This window comes from Pseudomonas sp. S4_EA_1b (assembly GCF_016307435.1).
GTDB lineage: Bacteria > Pseudomonadota > Gammaproteobacteria > Pseudomonadales > Pseudomonadaceae > Aquipseudomonas > Aquipseudomonas rhodesiae.
In genome coordinates this window covers 1-24,924 of record NZ_JAEILC010000108.1, presented here as the reverse complement: position 1 = coordinate 24,924, position 24,924 = coordinate 1, and the positions used below count along the sequence as shown (strand labels likewise).

Here is a 24,924-nt window from a genome sequence, read left to right as displayed (position 1 = left end):
TTCACTTGCCTTCAACGCTCATCCCCCCGAAGCTATACACCTTCAGGAGCCCGCCCCATGAACCTCGAACATCTCACCGAACGCCTGCATCGCATCCGCGATACCAACGACTGGAAACAGTTTCACAGCCCGAAAAACCTGGCCATGGCCGCCAGTGTGGAAATGGCCGAGTTGGTGGAAATCTTCCAATGGCTCACCGAAGACCAATCCCGCCAATTGCCCGCCGACAAACTCGCCCACGCTGGCCAGGAAGTCGGCGATATTGTGTTGTATCTGTTGTTGCTGTGCAGTGAGCTGGGCCTGGACATGAACGAGGTGGTGCGCGCCAAACTGGCCGATAGCGAACGGCGGTTTATCCATGAGTGACCGTCACTTCGACCAACTGGCCACGCGCTTTGCCGAAAAAATCTATGGCGGCGCCAAAGGCGCGATCCGCCTGGCGGTGTTGCAGGCCGACCTGGCCGAAGCCTTGCCGCAGCGCCCTTTGCGCGTGCTGGATATCGGTGCCGGGCTCGGGCATATGTCCCTGTGGCTGGCCGAGCGTGGGCATCAGGTGACGCTGGCCGAACCCGCCGCGCCGATGCTCGAAGGTGCTCGCCAACGCTTCGCCGAAGCCGGACAGAGCGCTATCTTCATTCACGCACCGTGGCAGGAACTGCTCGGCCAGCTCACCGAACCCTATGACCTGGTGCTTTGCCACGCCGTGCTGGAATGGCTGGCCGAACCCCACGCCATCCTGCCGGTGTTGCATCAGCTGACCGCGCCGGGGGGCTGGTTGTCCCTGGCGTTCTACAACCGCGATGCGCTGATCTACCGCAACCTGCTCAAAGGCCATTTCCGCAAAATGCGCAAGAACGACATGGCCGGCGAAAAGCAAAGCCTTACTCCGCAACAGCCCCTCGACCCGCGAGAGCTGGCGGCGCAACTCGAAGGGTTGTGGCAGGTCGAAAGCCAAAGTGGCGTGCGGGTGTTCCACGACTATATGCCAGTGGAGTTCCAGGCCCGCGCCGCCTTGCAGGATCTTGTCGAGATGGAGCTCGCTCATCGTCGTCACCCAAGCTTTGCCGGACTTGGGCGTTATTTGCACTGGATCTGCCGTCCGGTTTAAGCGGTTCAGTCTGCGGAGGTCGAAATGCGTCGTCTGTGTTTGATCCTGCTGTCCCTCGGGCTCGGAGCATGCTCCAGCCCCAACCCTTACGTGGCCGCTTCGGCCCCGATCCCGCCGGCACCGCCCCAGGCCGCCACCACGTTCGATGCCAGTGCCTACCCGGCGCCGATGCGTGACTACGGCGCTTACCGCAATTGGGCTTGGCGCAATGGCCAACTGCCGGCGGGCACCGCGTGGGCCGATTCGGCGCAGATCGCCGAAGCGGTCAGCGGGGCCCTCGACCAGCGCGGCCTGCGCCCGCTGCATGACAACCGCCCGGCGGACCTGCTGGTGAGCGCCGATGTTCGCCAGGAGAAGCGCCTGCGCCAAGTCCAGGATGATTACGGCTATGGTTACGGCGGCTATAACCGCTATGGTCCAGGCTACGGCATGTATAACAGCGTGCCGGTGGTGCGCACCTATGAAGTGCAAGTGGTGGTGGTTCGCATCAACCTGTTCGATGCCCGCAGCGGCCAGCCGGTGTGGAGCGCCAGCGCGGAAACCAGCAGCCAGGGCAGCCTCAGCGAGCGGGCCGATGCGCTGCGCCAGGCGGTACAAAAGGCCATGGCCGCGTATCCGCCGCGTTAACCGCTATTCTCATTTAACGTGTCTGCCGCTTTTTGGAGAACCACCATGTTTCGTCGTATCGCTACGCTTGCGTTTGCTGTGCTGCTGAGCGGTTGCCAGACCAGCCAAGTCAACCACGACTTCGATGCCAGCCGGGACTTCGGTGCTTACCGCAGTTGGGCTTGGAAAGACCCCGCCCTGCAATACCGCCCCGATGATCCGCGCATCAAAAGCGACCTCACCGAGCAGCGCATCCGCCAAGCCGTCGGCGAGCAACTTGACCAGCGCGGCTTGCGCCCGGCCGCTGCCGGCGCCAAGGCAGACGTGAACGTACAGGCTTACCTGATCGTCGAAGACCGCCAGCAGCAAGTCACCACCAACTACGGCGGCGCCTGGGGCGGTCCATGGAACGGCTATTGGGGCGCGCCGATGTACAACGAAACCCGCAGCGTCACCTATAAAGTGGCGACCATCCAGATCGACCTGCTGGACGGCAGGGACGGCAAACTGGTGTGGCGCGGCAGCGATGAACAACTGATGAGCAGCACCCCGAACCCGCAAGACCGCAATAACGCGATCCGCACCACGGTCACGCGCATCCTCTCCAGCTATCCGCCCCACTGATCGATCACCGGGGGCTGCGCGGCAGCCCCCGTATCTTTGTCTTCATTCCACCGACCTACGGACAGTACACGCGGACCGCTCGCACTTGCCGGTGATCGTTATGTCCGGTCATGCCGAGATGGATGAACTCAGCGACTTGCTGCGCTTGCAAGTGCTGGACCTGTTTCGCAAACCGATCTATCTGGCGCGGCTGGTCGATACGTTGAACAGCCTGCTTCCCAAACACGTCACAGGGTTCAAGCCTTGAGCGGCCAACGGTGCTCAGCCGATGGGCTGCCACCTGCCGACCATATGCTCAATCCCGCCCGCACCGTTTAACACCCACTCGCCACTAGAACCGGCGGCGCTGGCCGATAGGTGCACTTCGCTGGGCAGCCGCACCGGTTTTCTGAACTCCACAAACAGTTCGATATTGGCCGCAGGCAGATGCTCACCCAGGGCCGCCAGGCTGCGCGCCTTGTTCCATAAACCATGGGCGATGGCCTGGGGAAACCCGAACAGTCTGGCGGTGAGGGCGCTGAGGTGGATCGGGTTGTAGTCGCCGGACACCCGTGCGTAGCGGCGGCCGATGTCGCTGGGGGCGTTCCAGCGCGTCAGTTCGCTGACCTGGGCGGGCGTGGGCAGAGGCTCATCCTCTGCCGGGCCTGACAGCTTCACGCCTCGGCACAGCATGCGGCTCTCGCCTTCCCACAGCAGGCCGAGGGCGTCCTCGACGGTGGTGATCAGGTCGAACGTCGCGCCTTTGGCGTGTGGCTTGAGGTTCTGTGCGTGCACGCCAATCCACAGTTCGCCCACGCCGCCCAAGGGGCGGTGCACGCGAATGCGGTTACTCAAGTGGATCAGCCCGAGCAGGGGAAACGGGAACGCTTTGTCGGTGAGCAATTGCATCTGCACGCCGAAGGCGAGGATATGCGGGTAAGTGGCCGGCAGCATCGGGCTGTCGGCAAAGCCGCACACCTTGCGATAGGCCGCCACCGCCTTGGGATCGACGCTGATCCGGCAGCGCAACCCCAGGTCGGGCAGGCTGGTGCCGCTGATCTTGCGCTTGAGCGCTGCACGCCAATACAGCGGCGGCAGGAACGGTCGGTTGCTTAAGGTCTGCCACTGCATGCTCACGCTCCCAATAGACTTTGCCCACACACCCGTAGGGCTTGCCCGCTGACCGCGCCGGAGCCTGGCTGGCCTAGCCACGCCACGGCCTCGGCGACGTCCTGAGGCAACCCGCCCTGGCCCAACGAACTCATGCGCCGCCCGGCTTCGCGCAGGGCGAAGGGAATATGCGCGGTCATCTGGGTTTCGATAAACCCGGGCGCGACGGCATTGATGCTGATGCCCCGCTGCTTGAGCAACGGCGCCCAGGCTTCGGCCAGGCCGATCAAACCTGCCTTACTCGCCGCGTAATTGGTTTGCCCGCGGTTGCCGGCGATGCCGCTGATGGAGGCCAGCAGCACCACGCGGGCGTTGTCGCGCAGGGTGCCGCTGTCGAGCAGGGCTTTGGTCAGTACTTGCGGCGCATTCAGATTGACCGCCAGCACGGCATCCCAATATTCCGGGGTCATATTGGCCAGGGTCTTGTCGCGGGTGATGCCGGCGTTATGCACCAGAATGTCGAGACCCTCGGGCAGGTGTTCGATCAACTGCGTGGCAGCGTCTTCGGCGCAGATATCCAGGATGACGGTGCGCGCCCCCAGGCGTGCGGCCAGGGCTTCCAGATCGGCCTTGGCCTGGGGCACGTCGAGCAGGATCACCTCGGCACCGTCGCGGGCCAGGGTTTCGGCGATGGCCGCGCCGATGCCACGGGCGGCGCCGGTGACCAGGGCCTTGCGCCGCGCCAGGGGGCGGGTCCAGTCCTCCACTGGGGTAGCGCAGGCTTGCAGGCGAATCACCTGGCCTGAAATGTAGGCACTCTTCGGCGATAGGAAGAAGCGCAGCGCGCCTTCCAGTTGCGCCTCGGCGCCGTCGCCGACATAGAGCAACTGCAACACGCCGCCATTGCGCAGTTCTTTGGCCAAGGAGCGGCTGAAGCCTTCCAGGGCGCGCTGGGCACTGGCGGCAAACGGATCGCTGAGGCTTTCCGGAGCGCGGCCGAGAATCACTAGGTGGGCGCTATGGTCGAGATTTTTCAGCAGCGGCTGAAAGAATTCGCGCAGTTGCTTGAGCGAATCGGTGTGCTGCAGGCCGCTGGCGTCGAACACCACCGCTTTGAGCTTGGGGCCATGGCCGGGGATCCATGTGGGGGCGTCCAGCGGTTCGGCGCCATAGCTGTAAATGGCATCGGTGAGTTTGTTGGCGAACGGCAGCACCTGGGCCGCCAGTGCGCCGCCGCCGAGCAGCAAGGCGCCCTCGACCGGCCGCAGGCGCCCGGCCTGCCAGCGTTCCAGGCGTCCCGGCGACGGCAGGCCAATGGCGGCGACCAGGCGCTGGCCGAGGCTGGAGTTGGCGAAGTCGATATAACGGTCAGACATGGAACGCTCTCCGAAGGCTGGGGTTCAAAGGGTTGACCATCCCAGGGTAGCAGTCGTTCGACTAGGCTTATCCTTCCAGGCCACGGCGGCCGGCCCACCACACACAGGGAGCTTTCCATGACTCAATTGCGGCGTGTAGCGATCATTGGCGCAAATCGCATTCCTTTCGCCCGCTCCAATGGCCCCTACGCTACTGCGAGCAACCAGGCGATGCTGACGGCCGCCCTGGAAGGTCTGATCGAACGCTACAACCTGCACGGCTTGCGCCTGGGCGAAGTGGCCGCCGGTGCGGTACTCAAGCATTCGCGGGATTTCAACCTGACCCGCGAATGCGTGCTGGGCTCGCGCCTGTCGCCGCAAACCCCAGCCTACGACATCCAACAAGCCTGCGGCACCGGGCTGGAGGCGGCGCTGCTGGTGGCCAACAAAATCGCTCTGGGCCAGATCGAATGCGGCATTGCCGGCGGCGTGGACACCACTTCCGACGCGCCGATCGGTGTGAATGAGGGGTTGCGCAAGATCCTGCTGCAGGCCAATCGCAGTAAGTCGATGGCGGATAAATTAAAAGTCCTGTTACAACTTCGTCCCCATCACCTCAAGCCTGAGCTGCCGCGCAATGGCGAACCGCGTACTGGCCTGTCCATGGGCCAGCACTGCGAATTGATGGCCCAGACCTGGCAGATCCCCAGGGCCGAACAGGACCAACTTGCCCTTGAGAGCCATCAGAAAATGGCCGCCGCCTACGCCGAAGGCTGGCACGACGATCTGATCACGCCGTTTTTGGGCCTGACTCGCGACAACAACCTACGCCCCGACCTGACGCTGGAGAAACTCGCCGCCCTCAAACCGGCCTTTGAACGCAGCGAGAAGGGCACCCTCACCGCCGGCAATTCCACGCCACTGACCGATGGCGCCTCCCTGGTGCTGCTGGGTAGTGAGGCGTGGGCTCAGGAACGTGGCCTGCCGATCCTGGCTTACCTGCGCGATGGCGAAGCGGCTGCGGTGGATTTCGTCAACGGCGCCGAAGGCTTGCTGATGGCGCCGGTGTATGCGGTTCCGCGCCTGCTGGCCAGGAACGGTCTGACGCTGCAGGACTTCGATTACTACGAGATCCACGAAGCCTTCGCCGCCCAAGTGTTGTGCACACTCAGGGCCTGGGAAGATGCCGATTACTGCAAGACCCGCCTGGGCCTCGACGCGCCGTTGGGCGCCATCGACCGCAGCCGACTCAATGTCAAAGGCAGCTCCCTGGCGGCGGGGCATCCGTTTGCCGCCACCGGCGGGCGCATTGTTGCCAACTTGGCCAAGTTGTTGGAGACGGCGGGCAAGGGCCGTGGGCTGATCTCGATCTGCGCCGCCGGCGGGCAAGGGGTGACCGCGATCATTGAGCGTTAACGATGCCCCGGAATTGGCCTATTGGTTGCATTCTTAAACGGGCAAAGATCAGTCGCCTCTCCCACCCGCGAGCCGATTGCCGTATAACGAGTGCCATACGCGTATTTGGTAACAAAGGACCCACAATAAAAGCTGATGAAGACTCCTAAACGCATTGAACCCCTGATCGAAGACGGTCTGGTCGACGAAGTGCTGCGCCCACTCATGAGTGGGAAAGAAGCAGCTGTTTATGTGGTGCGCTGCGGCAACGAATTGCGTTGCGCCAAGGTTTACAAGGAGGCGAACAAACGAAGTTTTCGTCAGGCATCCGAATACCAGGAAGGCCGTAAAGTCCGTAACAGCCGCCAGGCCCGCGCCATGGCCAAGGGCTCAAAGTTCGGCAAGAAGGAAACCGAAGACGCCTGGCAGAACGCCGAAGTCGCGGCGTTGTTCCGCTTGGCCGGTGCCGGTGTGCGCGTGCCGCAGCCGTATGACTTCCTCGAAGGCGTGCTGCTGATGGAGCTGGTGGCCGATGAGTATGGCGATGCCGCCCCGCGTCTGAACGACGTGGTGCTGGAGCCGGATCAAGCCCGCGAGTATCACGCTTTCCTGATTTCCCAGATCGTGCTGATGCTGTGTACCGGCCTGGTGCACGGTGACCTGTCCGAGTTCAACGTGCTGCTCACGCCGACCGGCCCGGTAATCATCGACCTGCCCCAGGCGGTGGATGCGGCGGGCAACAACCACGCATTCAGCATGCTGGAGCGGGATGTGGGCAACATGGCTTCCTACTTCGGGCGCTTCGCCCCGGAGTTGAAAAAGACCAAGTACGCCAAGGAAATGTGGGCGTTGTATGAAGCCGGCACCTTGCACCCTGGCAGCGTCTTGACCGGTGAATTCGACGAGCCGGAAGAACTGGCGGACGTGGGTGGTGTGATCCGCGAGATCGAAGCGGCGCGGCTCGATGAAGAGCGTCGCCAGGCGATTCGGGCGGCGGATGACGCGCCGTCGAGCAAAGTCCCCGACGAACCGCCACCGCCGCCTTGGATGCAATAGTCTGCGGCTGCATGCAGATCAACAGGTGGGAGGGGCGGTGCGACGATTCGACTTGCCCCCGGCGGCACAGGTATCTACACACCTTCGGTAGAAAACATAACCTGAGAAAGTGAGATTTTTTGTGGTGAGCAGGCTTGCCCTGCGCTGGGCTGCGAAGCGGCCCTGAAACCTGACAACCGGTTTTGCCTGATACGCCACAGTGTACGGAGAGGGGGCCGCTCCGCGCCCCTGCGCAGGGCAGGCCTGATCACCACAGCGTTATGTGTTCGCCTTTAAAACTTTAAGATATCTATGCCCCGATGGCAGCGTTTCAGTCACCGCAACGGCTGGCTGATCCATCGCTGTCGGGCAAGCTCTCTCCCTCATTGGGGATGCAATATTCTGCGGCTGCATGCAGATCAACAGGTGGGAGGGGCGGTGCGACGATTCGACTTGCCCCCGGCGGCACAGGTATCTACACACACCTTCGGTAGAAAACATAACCTGAGAAATTGAGGTTTTTGTGGTGAGCAGGCTTGCCCTGCGCTGGGCTGCGAAGCGGCCCTGAAACCTGACAACCGGTTTTGCCTGATACGCCACAGTGTGCTGAGAGGGGGCCGCTTCGCGCCCCAGCGCAGGGCAAGCCTGCTCACCACAGCGTTATGTGTCCGCCTTTAAGACTTGAAGATATCTATGCCCCAATGGCAGCGTTTCAGTCACCGCAACGGCTGGCTGATCCACCGCTGTCGGGCAAGCTCTCTCCCACATTGGTTTTGCGTATGGCCTTAGGAGCAGCAAGAGCCGGACGCCAGCTCCTTGAGGATCGGGCAATCGGGCCGATCATCGCCTTGGCAGTGTTCCACCAGGTCCTGCAAGGTGTCGCGCAGTTGGCCCAGTTCCAGGATCTTCTGATTCAACTCGTCGATATGCTGGCGCGCCAAGGCTTTTACGTCGGCGCTGGCGCGGTGGCGGTCTTGCCACAGGGCCAGCAGTTTGCCGACCTCTTCCAGTGAAAACCCCAGATCCCGCGAGCGTTTGATAAACGCCAACGTATGCAGGTCCTCCGCGCCGTACACGCGGTAGCCGCTGTCGGTGCGGTGAGCCGCTTTCAGCAGACCGATGGATTCGTAATAGCGAATCATCTTGGCACTGAGGCCACTCTGACGGGCGGCTTGGCCGATGTTCATGGGTGTCGATCCTCCAAATCCTTGGGTTTCCAGGTTTTCAACAGCAAGGCATTGCTCACTACGCTGACGCTGGACAACGCCATCGCCGCGCCCGCCAACACTGGGTTGAGCAGGCCGAAGGCCGCCAGGGGAATGCCAATCAAGTTATACACAAAGGCCCAGAACAGGTTCTGGCGGATCTTGGCGTAGGTCTTGCGGCTGATCTCCAGCGCGGCCGGCACCAGGCGCGGATCGCCGCGCATCAGGGTAATGCCGGCGGCATGCATGGCCACATCGGTGCCGCCGCCCATGGCGATGCCGATATCGGCGGCCGCCAGGGCCGGGGCGTCATTGATGCCGTCGCCGACCATCGCCACCACGCCGGTTTTTTTCAGCGCGGCGACGGTGGCGGCTTTGTCGGCGGGCAGCACTTCGGCATGCACATCGTCGATGCCCAGCGCCTGCGCCACCACCTGCGCACTGCCGCGATTGTCGCCGGTGAGCAGATGGCTGCTGATGCCTTGAGCCGTGAGCTGCCCCACGGCCTGCAACGCACCGGGCTTGAGGGTGTCGCCAAATGCGAACAGCCCCAGCACCCGCGGTTGCCTGCCTTGCTCGATCAACCAGGACAACGTGCGACCTTCGGCCTCCCAGGTCTGAGCGGTTTGCGTCAGATCGCCAGGGTTCAGGCCGCTGTCTTCCAGCAGGCGACGATTGCCCAAGGCCAGTGGCCGGCCATCGAGGGTGCCGGCGATACCGCGCCCGGTCAGGGATTGGCTGGCACTGACATCGGCAACGTTCAGACCCTGTTCGGCGCAGGCTTCCAGCACTGCGTTGGCCAATGGGTGCTCGCTGCCGCGTTGCAGCGCGCCGGCTTGTTGCAACAGTTGGGCTTGATCGCCATCCACCGCGATCATATGCGCGATTTTTGGCGTGCCGGAGGTGAGGGTGCCGGTCTTGTCGAACACTACGGCGCTCACTTCATGGGCACGTTCCAAGGCCTCGGCGTCCTTGATCAGAATGCCGTGTCGCGCGGCGACGCCGGTGCCGGCCATGATCGCGGTGGGTGTGGCCAGGCCCAGGGCGCATGGGCAGGCGATCACCAGCACCGCGACCGCATTGATGATGGCGGTTTCCAACGGCGCGCCGTACAGCCACCAGCCCACCAGCGTGATCAGCGCCAGCACCAGCACGGTCGGCACAAACACCTGGCTGACTTTATCCACCAGTTTCTGGATCGGCGCCTTGGCGGCCTGGGCGTCTTCTACCAAACGGATGATCCGCGCCAGGACGCTCTCGGCGCCCAGCGCGGTGGTGCGCACCAACAGGCGGCCTTCACCGTTGATGGCGCCGCCGGTGACCTTATCGCCCGGTTGTTTCGGCACGGGCAAGCTCTCGCCGCTGATAAGGGCTTCGTCGGCATGGCTCTGGCCTTCGATCACTTCACCGTCCACCGGGAAGCGTTCGCCGGGTTTGACGCTGACCACGTCGTTGAGGGACAGGGCGTTGATCGCCACCTCTTGTTCATGGCCATCGCGCACGCGGGTGGCGCGCTCGGGGCGCAGGGCTTCCAGGGCGCGGATGGCGCTGGCGGTCTGGCGCTTGGCGCGGCTTTCCAGGTATTTGCCCAGCAGGATCAGGGCAATCACCACTGCGGAGGCTTCGAAATACAGGTGCGGCATGCTGCCAGCGGGGGCGTTGAGCCATTCGTACAGGCTCAGGCCGTAACCGGCACTGGTGCCGATGGCCACCAGCAAATCCATATTGCCCGCTCCGGCGCGCACGGCTTTCCAGGCGGCCACGTAAAAGCGTGCGCCGAGGATAAATTGCACCGGGGTGGCCAGGGCGAATTGCACCCAGGCCGGTAGCATCCAATGCAGGCCGAACGGCTGCACCAGCATCGGCAGCACCAGGGGCAGCGCCAGCACGATGGCCAACAGCAAGGCCCAGCGCTCGCGGTGCAGGCGCTGGGCTTGATCGGCGGCGGTGCGGGTTTCGGTCTGCGGCAGGCTGGCGCTGTAACCGGCCTTGTCGACGGCGGCGATCAGCACGCTGGGGTCCATCTGGCCGAGGACTTCGACGTGGGCACGTTCATTGGCCAGGTTGACGCTGACGCTCTGCACCCCCGGCACCTTGCCCAGCGCGCGCTCGACACGCCCGGCGCAACTGGCGCAGGTCATACCGCCGATGGGCAGGTCAAAGGTGGTGGTTCCATTCATGGGGCAATCCTCCAAGAGAAGTGGCCCCTAGGATCAACCTTGTCCTGTGGGTAAGGTCAAGCGCCTTCAGTATTCCAATGCCGCAGGCTTGAGGTACATGCCGTCCGGGCCTTGGGCGATCCGCAGTTTGCGTACGTCTCCGGCCTTCAACGTGATGTTCTGCGCCGGCGGTGCCAGCAGACCCGGCAAGCAGCCCGGCGCCTGGCCCGGCAGCAACTTGAGGCGCAACGACAGATTACCCGCCGGCAAGTTGAACGAGGTGGACTGCTCTTGGAACAGCCGGCCGGCCAACTGGTCGTTGAGGTACAGGCCAATCTCGCAATTGGTCGGCACTTCCAGGCGTTCCCGGGAAATGATCAGCACCGCATAGTCTTCTGCGGCCAGGGCCTGGGGCGCGGCGGCAGACAAGCTCATCAGGCCCACAAGGCCAAAAAACGACCAGCGCATGGCGAGTACTCCGTGGTTCACAGCTTGAGAAAGTTGAAGCTTGGCCGACGTGGCCGCCGAATACCAGCCCGGCCGATTTCTCAGGAACTTGACCTTGCCATCGTGGCAAGGTCGAGACTGGGTCCAACCTCATCAAAGGAGTCATGTCATGCAAGTATTCACTGTGGAAGGAATGACCTGCGGCCATTGCGTCAAAGCGGTGACCCAAGCGGTACAGAGCCAGGACCCGACAGCCGAAGTGAAGGTGGACCTGGCGGCGAAGCAGGTCAGCGTGCAGAGCCAACTGAGCCGTGAAGCGATTGCAGGGCTGATCAAGGAGGAAGGCTACAGCGTCGTCTGAAATTTAATAGTTAGCGAGCTATCGTAATGTTCAAGGCACCCAAGCACGGCTAGACTGTCGGGCTGCCGACTCACTTGGGTGCCTGATGAACCTTCGCATAATTCTGATCCTGGGTGCCCTGAGCGCCTTCGCTCCACTGGCGATCGATTTTTACTTGCCGGGTTTTCCGGCGATGGCCACCGCGTTTGCCACCGATGAAAAACATATCCAGCTGACGTTGGCGGTGTATTTCGCTGGCCTGGCTATCGGCCAATTGATCTACGGCCCCCTGGCAGACCGTTTCGGTCGGCGCGGGCCGCTGCTCAGCGGCGTTACCCTGTTTACCTTGGCCTCCTTCGCCTGTGCCTTTGCGCCGTCCCTGGAGTGGCTGATCGGCGCGCGCTTTGTACAAGCCCTGGGTGGCTGCGCGGGCATGGTGATTTCCCGCGCGGTGGTCAGCGACAAATGCGATGCCGTGGGCTCGGCCAAAGTGTTCTCCCAACTGATGCTGGTGACCGGCTTGGCGCCGATCCTCGCGCCGCTGGCCGGTGGCTTGATGGTGGGGTTGTGGGGCTGGCAGTCGATCTTCCTGGCGTTGTCGATCTTTAGCGTGATGGCGGCAGTCGCCGTGGCGGTAGGGTTGCCGGAAACTTTCCCGGCCCATCAACCGCGCCAACCGTTGTCCGGCTCGCTGCGGCGTTATCTGGGGTTGCTGTCGGACCGGGTCTACCTCGGCTATGCCCTCACCGGCGCGCTGTCGATTGCCGGAATGTTTGCCTACATCGCCGGTTCTCCTTTCGTATTTATCAAACTCTACGGCGTGCCCGCCGAGCATTACGGCTGGGTGTTCGGCTCCAACGCCGCCGGTTTTATCCTGGTGGCCCAGCTCAATGCCCGGCTGTTAGCCAGACGTGGCCCGGCATTTTTGCTGTCGCGCACAGTGTGGGTGTACGTGGCGGCGGCGCTGACGCTGCTGGGAGTGGCCGCGCTGCGCACCCAAGCGCTGTGGCCTCTGCTGATACCGCTGTTTATCTGTATCGCCAGCCTGGGTTGCATCCTGCCTAACACCTCGGCCTGTGCTATGGCAGGCCAGGGCGCGCGGGCCGGTAGTGCTTCGGCATTGCTCGGTTGTATTCAGTTCGGCGTGGCGGCGGGGGCGGCGTCGTTGGTGGGGGCGTTGCACGATGGCACAGCGATGCCGATGGCGATGGTCATCAGCTTGTGCGGGCTATTGGCGGTGACAGTGGCCATGTCGACCTTGCGCCTGCAACGGGCCAGGGCCGTGCAGGCGCAGGGCTGACCGAGGGGGTCAGCCAGCGGCGGCGCGCTGCTGGTTGACCCGGAAATTGTGCGGCGCCTGAATGCGCGCTTGCAGGGTCTCGGCAAAGGCGCGGGCCTCGGCTTCACTGCGGAAGGTAATGGTTCTCTGGTCCAGACGGACCTCCCATTGAGATTTTGCTAACGCTTTTATCAGGATCTTCATTGCTGACTTCCTCACGTAAAAGAATCGTGGCAAAGGCGGCCAATATAAACCCGAATGCGCTCGCAAATATGACAAAGGTCAACTGTCTGACTAGCGGCGTCGTCCATCACTCACACGAGTAACAGACGACGCCTACAGACCTGTTTCAGAAACCTTCCAACACGATCTTGCCTTTGGCCTTGCCGCTCTCCAGCAACGCGTGAGCCCGACGCAGATTGGCCGCGTTGATCGCACCGAAGTGCTCGCCCACGGTGGTTTCCAGCGTGCCGGCGTCGATCAGTTCAGCCACGCGATTGAGCAGGTGGTGTTGTTCGATCATGTCCGGCGTCTCGAACATCGAGCGGGTGTACATAAACTCCCAATGCAGCGACAGGCTCTTGCGCTTGAGCTTGCTGACGTCCAGTGCCTTGGGGTCGTCGATCAGCGCGAGCTTGCCCTGAGGTTGCAGCGCTTCGACCAACTGATCCAGGTGGTGCTCGGTCTGGGTCAGGCTGGCGACATGGGTCACTTGCGCTTCGCCGGCCTGTTGCAAGGCTTGGCTCAGCGGCTGGCTGTGGTCGATCACCCGATGGGCGCCCAGTGCTTTGGCCCATGCCTGGGTTTCCGGGCGCGACGCGGTGCCGATCACCATCAATGCCGTCAGTTGCCGGGCCAGTTGGGTGAGGATCGAACCCACACCGCCGGCGGCGCCGACGATCAGCAGGCTCTGGCCTTCATCTTCCTTGCCCTCGCGAATCTGCAGGCGCTCGAACAGCAGTTCCCAGGCCGTGATAGCGGTCAGCGGCAGCGCGGCGGCTTCGGCAAAGTTCAGGCTCTTGGGCATATGCCCGACGATGCGTTCGTCCACCGTGTGCAGTTCGCTGTTGCCGCCCGGGCGGGTCAGGGAGCCGGCGTAGAACACCTTGTCGCCAGCTTTGAAGAGGGTCACGTCGCTGCCGACCGCCTTGACCACCCCGGCGACGTCCCAGCCCAGCACCTTGGCAGCGCCGTGTTCGGGGGCGACGTTCTGGCGCACTTTGGTGTCCACCGGGTTGACCGAGATGGCTTTGACTTCTACCAGCAGGTCGCGGGGGCCGGCGACGGGGGCCGGCAATTCGATGTCTTGCAGGGACAGGGGATCGTTGATGGGCAGTGACGCGTAGTAGGCAATGGCTTTCATGGAGGCTCCGGAAAATAGCGGTGATCAGGCGAGAAAATTCAGGCGTTTGAGTTCGAAATGTTCGAGTACCTGCGCCGCCTCGGCGCGGAAGTGCTGGATATGCGCACTCTGGTCGTGGGCGGCCAGGGCTGCGTCGTCGCGCCAACGTTCGAGCATGTAGAAGGTCCCGGGGTGTTGCTGGTCCTGATGCAGATCGTACTGCTCGCAGCCGTCTTCACGGCGTGTGGGTTCAAGCAGACTGCGCAGCAGGGTTTCCAGGGCGGCCTGTTGGCCAGGTTTGGCGATCAGCGTGGCGATCACGTTAAAGGCAGCGGACATAAGCGACTCCTGGCACGTTAAACACGGGGTGGGCAGATGATTGGCTATTTCCCGCCATCATAAAAGCGGCTAAAACAGAGGGCTGTTTCAACGGAATTTTGATAATGCTGCGCTTCGATGATTTGCAATTGTTTGTACGTGCGGCGGACTTGGGCAGCCTGTCGGCAGCGGCGCGGGTGATGGACCTGTCGCCGGCGGTGGCCAGTGCGGCGCTCAAGCGCATTGAGCAGCAGTTGGGCGCGCGTTTGCTGGCGCGCTCCACCCGCAGCCTGCGCTTGACCGCCGAGGGTGAAGGGTTCCTAGAGTATGCCCGTGCTGCGTTGGGTTCCTTGGATGAGGGGCGGCGCTTGCTGGCCAGCGGTCAGGACCATGTCAGCGGCGTGCTGCAACTCTCGGCACCGTCGGACTTTGGCCGTAACCAATTACTGCCCTGGCTGGATGAGTTCCAGCGTGAACATCCGCAGCTCAACGTGCGCCTGTTGTTGGGTGATCGAATCGCCGACCTGTTTCGCCAACCGGTGGATATCGCCCTGCGCTACGGCGAACCCGAGGACTCCAGCCTGGTGGCGCTGCCCGTGGCGCCGAGCAACGTGCGTGTGTTGTGCGCCGCCCCCAGTTATTTGGCGCGTCACGGCGAGCCCCGTCACCTGGAACAACTGGCTCAGCACAATTGCCTGTTGTACATGCTCGGTAGCCGCGTGCATGACCATTGGGCGTTTCGCGACGGTAAGCGCGACATCAGTCTGACGGTCAGCGGCGACCGTTTCAGCGACGACGCCGATGTGGTGCGGCGCTGGGCGGTGGCCGGGGTGGGCATTGCCTACAAATCCTGGCTGGATGTGAGCACCGACGTGCTCGCCGGGCGCCTGCGCTTGATCCTCCCAGAGCTGCGCGGCGAGCCCACACCGCTCAATCTGCTGTGTGCCCACCGGGCGCAATTGAGCAAACCCGTCAACTTGCTGCGGGACATGCTGGTCACCCGTTGTGCGAACTTGACCGCGCAAATGCCGGAGCCAGCAGGGGCTGGGCAATAGCCTCCACCACAGCCAGAAATTTCACTCATGTTCTGTCCCTATTCGCGCTGTCAGACGCCGCGGAACCGGCCCATGGCGCACCTATACTTTGGCGCCAACCGCAGCAGAAAAGTGATTTAACAGGGAGTGAACCGATGGAAGCAGCACCTTGTATCAGTCAGATCGCCGGCTTGCTCGCCGAGCCGAAACGCGCCGCCATGCTCTGGGTCTTGATGGACGGCTCCGCTAAAACTTCAGAAGAACTCGCCAGGTTGACCGGGCTCTCGCCAGCGTCGGCCAATGCGCATTTGGCGCGGCTCACCGGCAGTGGCTTGCTACGGGCCGAGGCGCGGCGTGGCAAGCGTCTGTTTCGGGTGGCCGCCGCCGATGTCAGCCTCGCCATCGATGCGTTGGCCAGTACCACCCTGGCCAGTGCCGCCCGTGCCGCGCCCTGTTCGCCGGAACCGACGCTGTTGGCGCCGCCGTCACTGCGTCGGGCGCGACTGTGTCACGGCCATCTCGGCGGCGAGCTGGCGGCGGGGCTGTACGAGCGCATGATGGAGGCGAGGTGGATCGAGCGTTATGAACAACGCACCGATGTCACCGTCAAGGGGGCCCAGCAACTGGCGAACTTGGGCATTTTCACCCAGGCACTAAGCTCGCCGCTGACCTGCGATTGTTTCGACTGGAGCCAGCAGCATCCGCACTTGGGCGGTGCGCTGGGGGCGGGGTTGCTGCAATTGTTTCTGCAATCGAACTGGGTCAGCCTGATCAATGATTCCCAGGCGCTACAGGTCAGTGAGATCGGGCAGCAGGAAATCGACCGCCTGGCTGCGCCTGAATAGTCGTGGCGTCGTTGAGAGTTTTAATCAGGTCGCATCCAGCAAAAATCTGGAAAAAGCATGCCGCACACTCGTCCTCGGGCTTTTCTTACTGGGGGTGTGGCATGGGTATGCAAGGTTTTAGTGCAGCGGAACGCCTCGAACGGTTACCCATCAGCGGTTACCACCGAGTGATTTTTATCATCATTGCCTTGGCGTTTTTTTTCGACTCCATGGATCTGGCGATGATGACCTTCCTGTTGGGCTCGATCAAAACCGAGTTCGGGCTGAGCACCGCCCAGGCGGGTTTGCTCGCCAGTTCGAGTTTTTTCGGCATGGTGGTGGGGGCGTCGTTGTCCGGGATGCTCGCCGATCGCTTCGGGCGTAAGCCGGTGTTTCAGTGGAGCATCGTGCTGTGGGGCTTGGCCAGCTATCTGTGTTCCACGGCGCAGACCGTGGAGACATTGACGCTGTTTCGTATCCTGCTGGGGATCGGCATGGGCATGGAGTTTCCGATTGCGCAATCGATGCTGTCCGAGCTGATCCCGGCCAAGGCGCGCGGGCGCTATATCGCGTTGATGGATGGTTTCTGGCCGCTGGGCTTTGTGGCGGCGGGGGTGCTGTCGTATTTCCTGCTGCCGGTGATCGGCTGGCGTGACATCTTCCTGGTGTTGGCGGTGCCGGCGGTGTTTGTGTTGGCAATCCGTTTTTTCATCCCCGAATCGCCGCGCTGGCTGGAACAGGCCGGCCGCCATGACGCAGCGGACAAGGTGCTGATTGGGATCGAGAACAAAGTGCGTACCTCCCTGGGCCGCACCGACTTGCCGGAACCGATTCGCCTGCCACGGGTGCAGAGCGTGCCGGGGAATTTCTTTTCGGCATTTCAGCAATTGTGGTCCGCGCAGTATCGCCAGCGCACGCTGATGATCTGGAGCGTCTGGTTCTTTGCCCTGCTCGGTTTCTACGGGCTGACCTCGTGGCTGAGCGCGCTGTTGCAGCAGTCCGGTTTCGCGGTGACCCAATCGGTGTACTACACGGTGATCATTTCCCTGGGCGGGATCCCCGGCTTTTTGATGGCGGCCTGGTTGGTCGAGCGCTGGGGGCGTAAACCGGTGTGTGTGGTGACATTGCTCGGTGGCGGCTTGATGGCGTTTCTGTATGGGCAGAGTGCGGTGTTTGGCGGCAATGTCGGCTTGCTGATCACCACGGGGCTGTTGATGCAGTTCTTTTTGTTTGGCATGTGGGCGGTGCTCTACACCTACACGCCGGAGTTGTACCCCACGTCGGCGCGGGCGACCGGGTCCGGGTTTGCCTCGGCGATTGGCCGGGTCGGTTCGTTGCTGGGGCCGTTGGTGACCGGGCTGGTGTTTCCGGTGACCGGGCAGGGCGGAGTATTTGCCTTGGGCGCGCTATGTTTTGCGGTGGCGGCGCTGGTGGTGTGGGTATTTGGGATGGAAACCAAGGGCAAAACGTTGGAAGAGTTGGCCGAAGCCTGAAAACCGCTGCGCAAAAGAAGGGAGGGTGCAAGCACCCTCCCTTCTTTCGTTACGGCTTGATCAAGCGCGCATCCAGGCTGTTCTGGGCCAGGCGTTTGGCCTGGTCCTGGGTCATGCCCAGTGATTCATACAGCGCATAGAAGTTTTCGGTGACATAACCGCCGAGGTACGCCGGGTCATCCGAATTCACCGTCACCTTCACGCCCCGCTCAAGCATGTCGAGGATGTTGTGCTGGGCCATGTCGTCGAACACGCAGAGCTTGGTGTTGGACAACGGGCACACGGTGAGCGGAATTTGCTCGTCGATGATGCGCTGCATCAGGCGCTCGTCTTCGATGGCGCGCACGCCGTGGTCGATACGCTGGATTTTCAGCAGGTCGAGGGCTTCCCAGATGTATTCCGGTGGGCCTTCTTCGCCGGCGTGTGCCACGGTGAGGAAGCCTTCATGCCGTGCGCGATCGAACACGCGCTGGAACTTGCTTGGCGGGTGGCCCATTTCCGAGCTGTCCAGGCCAACGGCCACGAACGCATCGCGGAACGGCAGGGCCTGGTCCAGGGTTTTCTCGGCTTCTGCTTCACTCAGGTGGCGCAGGAAGCTGAGGATCAAACCGCTGGTGATGCCCAATTGCTGCTCGCCATCTTTGAGCGCGGCGGCGATGCCGTTCAGCACCACCTCGAACGGGATGCCACGATCGGTGTGGGTTTGCGGATCGAAGAACGGCTCGGTGTGGATCACGTTCTGGGCTTTACAGCGCAGCAGGTAGGCCCAGGTAAGGTCGTAAAAATCCTGGGAGGTGCGCAGCACATCGGCGCCCTGGTAGTACAGGTCGAGAAATTCTTGCAGGTTATTGAAGGCGTAGGCCTTGCGCAGGGTGTCGACGTCGTTCCACGGCAGCGCGATTTTATTGCGCTCGGCCAGGGCAAACAGCAGCTCAGGCTCCAGCGAACCCTCCAGGTGCAGGTGCAGTTCGGCCTTGGGCAGGGCGTTGAGCCAATCGTACATGTCTAAATTCTCATCAGGTGCAATCGCCGCATTCTACAGGCCATGGCTGAAATAATCGGCAAAACCTGACCAGCAGGAGAGTATTCGTTTTATTCGCGCAAGGGCGACGTGAACTAAGGTGTAACGAAACGTTAGCGGCGTGGCGCAGTCTGTACCCCATCAATGACTGATTTGCCGCATTAAAAGGCCCGGAATGCTCACATCCCTCAAGCAAGAAAAATTTATGCTGCTGGCGCTGATTGCCGCCATCGCCGCCTATCCGTTGGAGCATTGGATGCTGCACAGCGGGCAAATGGTGGCGCTGCTCGCAGGGCTGGCGCTGATCGCGTTTATCGTGATGGCGTCGATGCGTGTAGCCCACCACGCCGAGCAACTGGCGGAAAAAGTCGGCGACCCCTACGGCACTATGATCCTGACCCTCGCGGCCGTGCTGGTGGAGGTGGTGATCCTGGCGATCATGATGAGTAACGAACCTTCACCGACCCTGGTGCGCGACACCATTTACTCGGCGGTGATGCTCGACATCAACGGCATCCTTGGCCTCGCTGCGCTGATGGGCGGGATCAAGCATGGCGAACAGTCCTACAACGACGATTCGGCGCGGACCTACAGCGTGATGATCCTCACCGCCATGGGCGTGTCGATGGTGGTGCCGGAATTTATCCCCAGAGGCGATTGGAAAATTTACTCGGCCTTCACCATCGGCGCGATGGTGGTGCTGTACACCTTGTTCCTGAGGATGCAGGTGGGGCCGCACAGTTACTTCTTCAGTTACAGCTACCCGGAAAAACGCCGTAAGCAGTTGCCGGCAGACGCGGAAGCGCCGCCGGTCAGCCTGGCGTTTTCCATTGGCACTTTGGTGTTCGGTGTGGTGGTGATTGGTGCGTTGGCAGAGGTCATGTCCAAGACTCTCGACCTTGGCCTGGAAGGCACGGGCGCGCCGCCGGTAGTGACGGCGATTGTGGTGGCGGCGATTTCGGCGGCGCCGGAAATTCTGACGGCATTGCGCGCCGCGTTGGCCAACCGTATGCAGTCGGTGGTCAACATCGCGTTGGGTGCTTCGTTGTCAACAGTGATCCTGACCGTGCCGGTAATGGAGGCCATGGCGCTCTACACCGGCCAGCCGTTCCAGATGGCAATGACCCCCGTGCAAACCGTGATGGTGTTTATCACGCTGATCGTCAGCGCGATCAACCTCAACGATGGCGAAACAAACGCCATCGAAGGGATGACCCACTTTGTGCTGTTTGCGACGTTTATCATGTTGTCGCTGCTGGGCCTGTAAGCGCAGCAGCGTAAGGTGGGTGAGGACGCCGGGATCAGCTCCCGGCGATCAACGCCCGCGCCGCCTGGCTGTGATCGGCAATCAAGCCTTTCAGATCCAGGCCTTCCACCTGCCCGTCGATGACTCGCCACTGCCCGCCGACCATCACCCGATCCGCTCGGTCCGCGCCGCACAGCAGCAGCGCCGAGATCGGATCATGGCTGCCGGAAAAGCGCAGCTCATCCAGCTTGAACAGCGCCAGGTCGGCTTGTTTGCCAACGGCCAACTCGCCTATATCCGTACGCCCCAACAAATGCGCCGAGCCTTTAGTGGCCCAGCCGAGCACGCCTTCGGGGGTGATGTGCTGCGCGCCATAACGCAAGCGCTGGATATACAGGGCCTGGCGCGCTTCGAGGATCATGTTCGACGCGTCGTTGGAGGCCGAGCCGTCCACACCCAGGCCGATTGGCGCGCCGGCGGCGATCAGGTCCAGGGTCGGGCAGATGCCCGAAGCCAAGCGCATATTGGAGCTTGGGCAGTGACAGATACCGGTACCGGCCTCGCCCAGGCGCGCGATTTCATCCGGGTTGAAGTGAATGCCGTGGGCCAGCCAGGTGCGCTGGCCGAGCCAGCCGACGCTGTCGAGGTAGTCCACCGTGCGCAGGCCGAAGCGCTGCAGGCAGAAGTTTTCTTCGTCGAGGGTTTCGGCCAGATGGGTGTGCAGGCGCACATCGAGTTGAGTGGCCAATTCGGCACTGGCGCGCATGATTTCCGGCGTGACTGAAAACGGCGAGCAGGGTGCCAGGGCGATCTGGATCTGCGCGCCGTCGCCGCGCTGGTGGTAGGCGCGGATCAGGCGTTGGCTGTCGTCCAGGATCACTTGGCCTTGTTGCACGGTTTGCTGCGGTGGCAGGCCGCCATCGGCTTCGCCCAAGCTCATGGAGCCGCGGGTGAGCATGGCGCGCATGCCCAGTTCGCGCACGCTGTCCACTTGCACATCGATGGCGTGTTCCAGGCCGTCGGGGAACAAGTAGTGATGGTCGGCCGCAGTGGTGCAGCCGGACAGCAACAGCTCGGCCAATGCCACTTTACTGGCCAGGGCGAGTTTTTCCGGGGTCAGCCGCGCCCATACCGGGTAAAGGGTTTTCAGCCACGGAAACAACGGCTGATTGACTACCGGCGCCCAGGCACGGGTGAGGGTCTGGTAGAAGTGATGGTGTGTGTTGATCAGGCCCGGCAGGACCACATGTTCACGGGCATCGAAGACCTGTTCGCAAGGTTGCGCAGGGACTTGGCCAGCCGATAGCACTTCGGCGATCACACCGTTTTGCAGCACCAGGCCGCCACGGGCATCGAGGCCATTGGCAGTGAAAATCGCGAGGGGGTTTTTTAACCAGATACGGGTCGCAGGCATTGGCCGGCTCCTCTGAATGATGGGTTCAGGTTTGCCAGCTCAGTGTTGCCCTGTCTGCTGATCCAGGGTCGCCGGTGGGGGCGAGGGGCTAGAGTACGTGGAGTTCGGTTTGTAGGAAAGCGGATTGATTTGTGTGGGAGGGATAAGCCCCTCCCACATTTTTTTCGTGTGTACTTACCAGGCGATAGTGGCGCCTTTGTAGTCCACGAAATGATGGCCACCTTTGCCGGCGAAGGCATTCACTTGATCCACCAGGCCACGCACGCTGGTATCGACATCAATATGGGCGTTTTCGCCGCCCATGTCGGTTTTGACCCAGCCCGGGTGCATCGACAGCACCGTTAGCCGGTGGTCGCCCAATTGGGTGATAAAGCTGTTGGTCATGGAATTGAGCGCAGCCTTACTGGCTTTGTACAGCGCCATCTCCGAGCCGTCGGGAATGGTGACGCTGCCCAGCACCGAACTCATGAACGCCAACACACCGCTGTCTTTGCGGATCTGCCCGACAAAACGCTGGGCCAGGTTGATCGGCGCCACGGCGTTGGTGAAGAACAGCTGGCCGACTTCGGCCAGGGTGGCGTGGCCGGGTTCCTGATTGTCCGGGCCTTTGACGCCGGCATTGATGAACAGCAGATCGAAGGTGCGCTCTTTGAGGCGCTGGTTCAGGGCGATCACGGCTTGTTGATCGTCCATGTCGAGTTTCTCGATCTGTACCGGGCCAACGGCTTTCAGCGCATCGGCTTTGCTCGGATCGCGCACGGTGGCGGTCACGTCCCAGCCGTCCTGGAGCAGTTGCTTGACCAGGCCAAGACCCAGCCCGCGGGAGGCGCCGATGATCAGTGCGGTTTTTGGCGTAGACATGAAAGGCTTCCTTTGAAATCGCGGTTCAGGGAGATTCAGCGCACAACAGTAGCAGTTTCAGCGTTGCAGGAGGATGCGGCCACGGCTCAAGTCTGGGAGCTGGGTTTGCAGGGTTTCGATCTGCGCTTCCCCCAGGGCCAGATGCAATTCGACACCATTGGCGGTGAAGGTTTCTTCCACCACCAGCCCGCCCAATTCGGCCACGCGCAGTTTGACCAGGTTCAATTCGGAGAAGCCGCACGCACAACGCAACGGCACGCGGCTGATCAGCTCGATGCGCTCGGCGTTTTGTAAGCATTTATTCGCGCCACCGCCATAGGCACGGGCAAGCCCACCGGTGCCCAGTTGGATACCGCCGTACCAGCGGATGACCAGCACGGCGACCTGGTCAAAACCTTGGGCCTCGATGGCGGCCAGGATCGGTCGCCCGGCCGTGCCGCCGGGTTCGCCGTCGTCGTTGCTGCGGTATTGATCGCCCAATTTCCAGGCCCAGCAGTTGTGCGTGGCATCGAGAACGCTGTGCTCCTGAAAAAACGCCTGGGCGTCCTGTGGGCTGGTGATCGGCACAGCGAGGGTGATAAAGCGGCTTTTGCGTATCTCTTCACGAAACTCGCAAGGGCCGGTGAGCGTGAAAGGCATAGGTTGCTTCGTCTAGAGGGCCGGCTTGATGCCGCAGCCTTTGAGAATGATATGGATCAGGTTGGTGCCGGCGTCTTCCATGTCTTGTTTGGTCAGGCGCGTACGCCCGGTGACGCGGCAGATCTGGGTAGCGAAATCGGCGTAGTGCTGGGTGCTGCCCCACAGCAGGAAGATCAGGTGCACGGGGTCCACGGGGTCCATTTTGCCGGCGTCGATCCAGGCCTGGAACACCGCCGCACGCCCGCTGAACCAGGCGCGGTAGTCCTGGCTGAAATATTCTGTGAGGCATTCGCCGCCGCTGATGATCTCCATGGCGAAGATCCGCGAGGCCTGGGGCTGGCGCCGTGAGAACTCCATCTTGGTGCGGATGTAGCGGGTCAGGGCCTCGGCGGGATCGTCCTCGGCGGTCAGCGTGTTGAAGGTGCTGTCCCATAGCTCAAGGATATTGCTGAGCACCGCGATATACAGGCCCAGTTTATTGGTGAAGTAGTAGTGCAAGTTGGCCTTGGGCAGCCCGGCGCTGGCAGCAATGGTGTTCATGCTGGTGCCCTTGTAGCCATGGCGCGCGAACTCATCCTCAGCAGCCTGGAGAATCGCTTGTTCGTTCTTTTGCCGGATGCGGCTGGCGGGCTTACCGGCGTGGTGGCTGTGGGCAGGAACTTCGAGGCTCATGGAGATTACCGTGCTGATCGATAGAGACGACGTGTGCACAGATAACCCACCCTCAAGCCCCAGACAAGTCCCGATGCAATAAAACCGTCAAAGCGGCTCCAGCGTGTCGCTTTCGGTTGCGTGGTTTACGGCGGTGCCGGGGGTTTTGGCCTCCGGCAATAGCACGCACAACACAATCGCGGTCAGGCCGCCGCTGGTGATGGCGGAATCGAACAGATTCTGTATCAGCGCGGGCATCAGGTGTAGCAGGTTTGGCTGGGCAGCGATCCCCAGGCCGACGCCGAACGAAGTTGCGATGATCAGCATGCTGCGCCGGTCCAGTGGCGCCTGCGCGAGGATGCGCACCCCGGCGGCGGCGACACTGCCGAACATCACCAGGGTCGCGCCGCCCAATACCGGCTTGGGGATTTGCTGCAGCACGGCCCCAATCAGCGGAAACAAACCGAGGCAGAACAGCACCACGCCGATATATAAGCCGACGTAACGGCTGGCGACGCCGGTGAGTTGGATCACCCCGTTGTTCTGCGCGAAGGTAGTGTTGGGGAACGCACTGAAGGTGGCGGCGATCATGCAGCTCACCCCGTCACCCAGCACGCCGCCTTTGAGCCGGCTTATATAGGAAGGGCCACTGATGGGTTGGCGGGCGATCATGCAATTGGCAGTCAGGTCGCCGACAGTTTCGATGCTGCTGATCAGATAGATCAGCGCAATCGGCAGGAAAGCGCTCCAGTCGAAGTTGAAACCAAACCGAAACGGTATCGGCAAGCTGACCAGAGGCAAGTCCGGCAAGGCCTGAGGCACCAGTTTGCCGCTGAACCAGGCCGCCAGACTGCCCAGGGCCAGGCCGATGATAATCGCCGAAAGCCGCACCCACGGTGTGTTCGAGCGATTGAGCAGAATGATCGTTAGCACCACGAACAGCCCCAATGCCAGGTTGGTCGGAGCGCCGAAATCGGCGGCGTTGAAACCGCCGCCCAGGTCGGTAATGCCGACTTTGATCAGGCTGATGCCGATCAGTGTTATCACGATGCCGGTGACCAGCGGCGTAATTACCCGGCGCAACTGCCCGATGAAGCGGCTGAGGACGATCTGCACGGCCGCGCCGAAAAAGCACACGCCGAAGATCATCGCCATGATGTCTTCCGGGCTGCCGCCGCGTTGCTTGACCAGAAAACCGGCTGACAGCACCGCGCCGAGAAACGCAAAGCTGGTGCCTTGCAGGCAGATCATTCCGGCGCCGATACCAAACGGCCTACGCGCTTGGATGAAGGTGCCCACACCGGAAACCATCAACGCCATGCTGATCAGGTAGGGCAAATGCGCGGTAAGGCCGAGGGTGGAGCCGATGATCAGCGGCGGAGTGATGATACCGACGAAGGCGGCCAACACATGCTGCAAGGCGGCCAATAGGGCGGGGG

The 24,924-nt window shown here is 62.1% G+C and carries 26 protein-coding genes and 1 pseudogene; 13 read left to right on the top strand and 14 right to left on the bottom strand.

Going from position 1 to position 24,924, the window contains the following annotated elements; translation table 11 throughout:
* The first annotated feature begins 57 nt into the window (after window positions 1-57).
* From YA0848_RS28830 to YA0848_RS28810, 5 genes and pseudogenes are all read left to right on the top strand, one after another.
* On the top strand, window positions 58-366 hold the full coding sequence (locus tag YA0848_RS28830; protein WP_034095697.1) for a MazG-like family protein: 309 nt from the start codon (window positions 58-60) through the stop codon (window positions 364-366).
* Window positions 359-1,108: a methyltransferase domain-containing protein gene (locus tag YA0848_RS28825; RefSeq protein ID WP_034095698.1), complete on the top strand. Its 750-nt coding sequence runs from the start codon at window positions 359-361 to the stop codon at window positions 1,106-1,108. Before YA0848_RS28830 ends, YA0848_RS28825 begins: the two co-directional genes overlap by 8 nt.
* 24 nt (window positions 1,109-1,132) lie before the next feature.
* Window positions 1,133-1,735: a DUF4136 domain-containing protein gene (locus YA0848_RS28820; protein ID WP_034095699.1), complete on the top strand. Its 603-nt coding sequence runs from the start codon at window positions 1,133-1,135 to the stop codon at window positions 1,733-1,735.
* Between the two features lie 45 nt (window positions 1,736-1,780).
* Window positions 1,781-2,338: a DUF4136 domain-containing protein gene (locus YA0848_RS28815; RefSeq protein WP_034095700.1), complete on the top strand. Its 558-nt coding sequence runs from the start codon at window positions 1,781-1,783 to the stop codon at window positions 2,336-2,338.
* A 67-nt stretch (window positions 2,339-2,405) separates the two neighbouring features.
* Window positions 2,406-2,585: pseudogene (locus YA0848_RS28810) on the top strand (response regulator); the annotation flags it as partial.
* A 14-nt stretch (window positions 2,586-2,599) separates the two neighbouring features.
* On the opposite strand, the gene YA0848_RS28805 reads toward YA0848_RS28810, so the two are convergent.
* Window positions 2,600-3,448, bottom strand: a complete 849-nt coding sequence (locus YA0848_RS28805; protein WP_034111602.1) for a MaoC family dehydratase — start codon at window positions 3,446-3,448, stop codon at window positions 2,600-2,602.
* Window positions 3,449-3,450: 2 nt separating this feature from the next.
* Window positions 3,451-4,803 (bottom strand): 3-oxoacyl-ACP reductase, encoded by a 1,353-nt coding sequence (locus YA0848_RS28800; RefSeq protein WP_169902865.1) that lies wholly within the window; start codon window positions 4,801-4,803, stop codon window positions 3,451-3,453.
* A gap of 117 nt (window positions 4,804-4,920) precedes the next feature.
* Between YA0848_RS28800 and YA0848_RS28795 the strand changes: the two genes are divergently transcribed.
* Window positions 4,921-6,198 (top strand): acetyl-CoA C-acetyltransferase, encoded by a 1,278-nt coding sequence (locus YA0848_RS28795; protein WP_034095703.1) that lies wholly within the window; start codon window positions 4,921-4,923, stop codon window positions 6,196-6,198.
* A 135-nt stretch (window positions 6,199-6,333) separates the two neighbouring features.
* Window positions 6,334-7,233: a PA4780 family RIO1-like protein kinase gene (locus YA0848_RS28790; RefSeq protein WP_034095704.1), complete on the top strand. Its 900-nt coding sequence runs from the start codon at window positions 6,334-6,336 to the stop codon at window positions 7,231-7,233.
* A gap of 764 nt (window positions 7,234-7,997) precedes the next feature.
* Here the strand turns inward: YA0848_RS28790 and cueR are convergent.
* From cueR to YA0848_RS28775, 3 genes are all read right to left on the bottom strand, one after another.
* Entirely contained in the window at window positions 7,998-8,399 is a 402-nt protein-coding gene (gene cueR / locus YA0848_RS28785; RefSeq protein ID WP_034095719.1) for a Cu(I)-responsive transcriptional regulator, read from the bottom strand.
* Window positions 8,396-10,597 carry a heavy metal translocating P-type ATPase gene (locus tag YA0848_RS28780; protein WP_169869111.1) on the bottom strand — a complete coding sequence of 734 codons (2,202 nt, stop codon included), beginning with the start codon at window positions 10,595-10,597 and terminating at the stop codon, window positions 8,396-8,398. Before YA0848_RS28780 ends, cueR begins: the two co-directional genes overlap by 4 nt.
* Before the next feature lie 66 nt (window positions 10,598-10,663).
* The gene (locus YA0848_RS28775; RefSeq protein ID WP_034095721.1) at window positions 10,664-11,044 is read right to left on the bottom strand and encodes a hypothetical protein; all 381 of its coding nucleotides are present in this window, start codon (window positions 11,042-11,044) and stop codon (window positions 10,664-10,666) included.
* A 148-nt stretch (window positions 11,045-11,192) separates the two neighbouring features.
* Here YA0848_RS28775 and YA0848_RS28770 point away from each other — a divergent pair, with 148 nt between their 5' ends.
* Together YA0848_RS28770 and YA0848_RS28765 are read left to right on the top strand one after the other, a co-directional pair.
* On the top strand, window positions 11,193-11,384 hold the full coding sequence (locus tag YA0848_RS28770; protein ID WP_034095722.1) for a heavy-metal-associated domain-containing protein: 192 nt from the start codon (window positions 11,193-11,195) through the stop codon (window positions 11,382-11,384).
* 85 nt (window positions 11,385-11,469) lie between these two features.
* Window positions 11,470-12,663: a multidrug effflux MFS transporter gene (locus YA0848_RS28765; protein ID WP_169902863.1), complete on the top strand. Its 1,194-nt coding sequence runs from the start codon at window positions 11,470-11,472 to the stop codon at window positions 12,661-12,663.
* A 9-nt stretch (window positions 12,664-12,672) separates the two neighbouring features.
* On the opposite strand, the gene YA0848_RS28760 is transcribed toward YA0848_RS28765, so the two are convergent.
* The 3 genes from YA0848_RS28760 to YA0848_RS28750 form a co-directional block, all read right to left on the bottom strand.
* The gene (locus YA0848_RS28760; protein WP_167389858.1) at window positions 12,673-12,846 is read right to left on the bottom strand and encodes a hypothetical protein; all 174 of its coding nucleotides are present in this window, start codon (window positions 12,844-12,846) and stop codon (window positions 12,673-12,675) included.
* 145 nt (window positions 12,847-12,991) lie between these two features.
* Window positions 12,992-14,005, bottom strand: a complete 1,014-nt coding sequence (locus tag YA0848_RS28755) for a zinc-binding alcohol dehydrogenase family protein (RefSeq protein WP_169902861.1) — start codon at window positions 14,003-14,005, stop codon at window positions 12,992-12,994.
* A 24-nt stretch (window positions 14,006-14,029) separates the two neighbouring features.
* The gene (locus tag YA0848_RS28750; RefSeq protein ID WP_099312888.1) at window positions 14,030-14,323 is read right to left on the bottom strand and encodes a putative quinol monooxygenase; all 294 of its coding nucleotides are present in this window, start codon (window positions 14,321-14,323) and stop codon (window positions 14,030-14,032) included.
* Between the two features lie 104 nt (window positions 14,324-14,427).
* Between YA0848_RS28750 and YA0848_RS28745 the strand changes: the two genes are divergently transcribed.
* The 3 genes from YA0848_RS28745 (at window position 14,428) to YA0848_RS28735 (ending at window position 17,653) form a co-directional block, all read left to right on the top strand.
* Window positions 14,428-15,357, top strand: a complete 930-nt coding sequence (locus tag YA0848_RS28745) for a LysR family transcriptional regulator (protein WP_034095726.1) — start codon at window positions 14,428-14,430, stop codon at window positions 15,355-15,357.
* Window positions 15,358-15,491: 134 nt separating this feature from the next.
* Window positions 15,492-16,181, top strand: a complete 690-nt coding sequence (locus YA0848_RS28740) for an ArsR/SmtB family transcription factor (RefSeq protein WP_034095727.1) — start codon at window positions 15,492-15,494, stop codon at window positions 16,179-16,181.
* Between the two features lie 101 nt (window positions 16,182-16,282).
* Window positions 16,283-17,653, top strand: coding sequence for an MFS transporter (locus tag YA0848_RS28735; RefSeq protein ID WP_034095728.1), 1,371 nt, complete (start codon window positions 16,283-16,285; stop codon window positions 17,651-17,653).
* Window positions 17,654-17,702: 49 nt separating this feature from the next.
* Here the strand turns inward: YA0848_RS28735 and YA0848_RS28730 are convergent, their stop codons facing one another.
* On the bottom strand, window positions 17,703-18,656 hold the full coding sequence (locus YA0848_RS28730) for an adenosine deaminase (protein ID WP_198712455.1): 954 nt from the start codon (window positions 18,654-18,656) through the stop codon (window positions 17,703-17,705).
* A 193-nt stretch (window positions 18,657-18,849) separates the two neighbouring features.
* Here YA0848_RS28730 and YA0848_RS28725 point away from each other — a divergent pair, with 193 nt between their 5' ends.
* A complete protein-coding gene (locus tag YA0848_RS28725; protein WP_034111618.1) occupies window positions 18,850-19,941 on the top strand; it encodes a calcium:proton antiporter in 1,092 nt (363 codons plus the stop codon).
* A gap of 34 nt (window positions 19,942-19,975) precedes the next feature.
* Here the strand turns inward: YA0848_RS28725 and YA0848_RS28720 are convergent, their stop codons facing one another.
* The 5 genes from YA0848_RS28720 to YA0848_RS28700 form a co-directional block, all read right to left on the bottom strand.
* On the bottom strand, window positions 19,976-21,334 hold the full coding sequence (locus YA0848_RS28720) for an 8-oxoguanine deaminase (RefSeq protein WP_047881370.1): 1,359 nt from the start codon (window positions 21,332-21,334) through the stop codon (window positions 19,976-19,978).
* Between the two features lie 174 nt (window positions 21,335-21,508).
* Window positions 21,509-22,195, bottom strand: coding sequence for an SDR family oxidoreductase (locus YA0848_RS28715; protein WP_034095732.1), 687 nt, complete (start codon window positions 22,193-22,195; stop codon window positions 21,509-21,511).
* 57 nt (window positions 22,196-22,252) lie between these two features.
* A complete protein-coding gene (locus tag YA0848_RS28710; protein ID WP_198712454.1) occupies window positions 22,253-22,834 on the bottom strand; it encodes an IMPACT family protein in 582 nt (193 codons plus the stop codon).
* A gap of 12 nt (window positions 22,835-22,846) precedes the next feature.
* Window positions 22,847-23,506, bottom strand: coding sequence for a TetR/AcrR family transcriptional regulator (locus YA0848_RS28705; protein WP_034095734.1), 660 nt, complete (start codon window positions 23,504-23,506; stop codon window positions 22,847-22,849).
* Between the two features lie 87 nt (window positions 23,507-23,593).
* Window positions 23,594-24,924: nucleobase:cation symporter-2 family protein (locus YA0848_RS28700; RefSeq protein WP_198712453.1), on the bottom strand; the 1,331-nt coding region annotated here is incomplete at its 5' end.

What these genes read in the sequence shown, in the direction of transcription:
- YA0848_RS28830 (WP_034095697.1), top strand. Translation starts at nt 58, where the DNA reads ATGAACCTCGAACATCTCACCGAACGCCTGCATCGCATCCGCGATACC.
- YA0848_RS28825 (WP_034095698.1), top strand. Translation starts at nt 359, where the DNA reads ATGAGTGACCGTCACTTCGACCAACTGGCCACGCGCTTTGCCGAAAAA.
- YA0848_RS28820 (WP_034095699.1), top strand. Translation starts at nt 1,133, where the DNA reads ATGCGTCGTCTGTGTTTGATCCTGCTGTCCCTCGGGCTCGGAGCATGC.
- YA0848_RS28815 (WP_034095700.1), top strand. Translation starts at nt 1,781, where the DNA reads ATGTTTCGTCGTATCGCTACGCTTGCGTTTGCTGTGCTGCTGAGCGGT.
- YA0848_RS28805 (WP_034111602.1), bottom strand. Translation starts at nt 3,448, where the DNA reads ATGCAGTGGCAGACCTTAAGCAACCGACCGTTCCTGCCGCCGCTGTAT.
- YA0848_RS28800 (WP_169902865.1), bottom strand. Translation starts at nt 4,803, where the DNA reads ATGTCTGACCGTTATATCGACTTCGCCAACTCCAGCCTCGGCCAGCGC.
- YA0848_RS28795 (WP_034095703.1), top strand. Translation starts at nt 4,921, where the DNA reads ATGACTCAATTGCGGCGTGTAGCGATCATTGGCGCAAATCGCATTCCT.
- YA0848_RS28790 (WP_034095704.1), top strand. Translation starts at nt 6,334, where the DNA reads ATGAAGACTCCTAAACGCATTGAACCCCTGATCGAAGACGGTCTGGTC.
- cueR (WP_034095719.1), bottom strand. Translation starts at nt 8,399, where the DNA reads ATGAACATCGGCCAAGCCGCCCGTCAGAGTGGCCTCAGTGCCAAGATG.
- YA0848_RS28780 (WP_169869111.1), bottom strand. Translation starts at nt 10,597, where the DNA reads ATGAATGGAACCACCACCTTTGACCTGCCCATCGGCGGTATGACCTGC.
- YA0848_RS28775 (WP_034095721.1), bottom strand. Translation starts at nt 11,044, where the DNA reads ATGCGCTGGTCGTTTTTTGGCCTTGTGGGCCTGATGAGCTTGTCTGCC.
- YA0848_RS28770 (WP_034095722.1), top strand. Translation starts at nt 11,193, where the DNA reads ATGCAAGTATTCACTGTGGAAGGAATGACCTGCGGCCATTGCGTCAAA.
- YA0848_RS28765 (WP_169902863.1), top strand. Translation starts at nt 11,470, where the DNA reads ATGAACCTTCGCATAATTCTGATCCTGGGTGCCCTGAGCGCCTTCGCT.
- YA0848_RS28760 (WP_167389858.1), bottom strand. Translation starts at nt 12,846, where the DNA reads ATGAAGATCCTGATAAAAGCGTTAGCAAAATCTCAATGGGAGGTCCGT.
- YA0848_RS28755 (WP_169902861.1), bottom strand. Translation starts at nt 14,005, where the DNA reads ATGAAAGCCATTGCCTACTACGCGTCACTGCCCATCAACGATCCCCTG.
- YA0848_RS28750 (WP_099312888.1), bottom strand. Translation starts at nt 14,323, where the DNA reads ATGTCCGCTGCCTTTAACGTGATCGCCACGCTGATCGCCAAACCTGGC.
- YA0848_RS28745 (WP_034095726.1), top strand. Translation starts at nt 14,428, where the DNA reads ATGCTGCGCTTCGATGATTTGCAATTGTTTGTACGTGCGGCGGACTTG.
- YA0848_RS28740 (WP_034095727.1), top strand. Translation starts at nt 15,492, where the DNA reads ATGGAAGCAGCACCTTGTATCAGTCAGATCGCCGGCTTGCTCGCCGAG.
- YA0848_RS28735 (WP_034095728.1), top strand. Translation starts at nt 16,283, where the DNA reads ATGGGTATGCAAGGTTTTAGTGCAGCGGAACGCCTCGAACGGTTACCC.
- YA0848_RS28730 (WP_198712455.1), bottom strand. Translation starts at nt 18,656, where the DNA reads ATGTACGATTGGCTCAACGCCCTGCCCAAGGCCGAACTGCACCTGCAC.
- YA0848_RS28725 (WP_034111618.1), top strand. Translation starts at nt 18,850, where the DNA reads ATGCTCACATCCCTCAAGCAAGAAAAATTTATGCTGCTGGCGCTGATT.
- YA0848_RS28720 (WP_047881370.1), bottom strand. Translation starts at nt 21,334, where the DNA reads ATGCCTGCGACCCGTATCTGGTTAAAAAACCCCCTCGCGATTTTCACT.
- YA0848_RS28715 (WP_034095732.1), bottom strand. Translation starts at nt 22,195, where the DNA reads ATGTCTACGCCAAAAACCGCACTGATCATCGGCGCCTCCCGCGGGCTG.
- YA0848_RS28710 (WP_198712454.1), bottom strand. Translation starts at nt 22,834, where the DNA reads ATGCCTTTCACGCTCACCGGCCCTTGCGAGTTTCGTGAAGAGATACGC.
- YA0848_RS28705 (WP_034095734.1), bottom strand. Translation starts at nt 23,506, where the DNA reads ATGAGCCTCGAAGTTCCTGCCCACAGCCACCACGCCGGTAAGCCCGCC.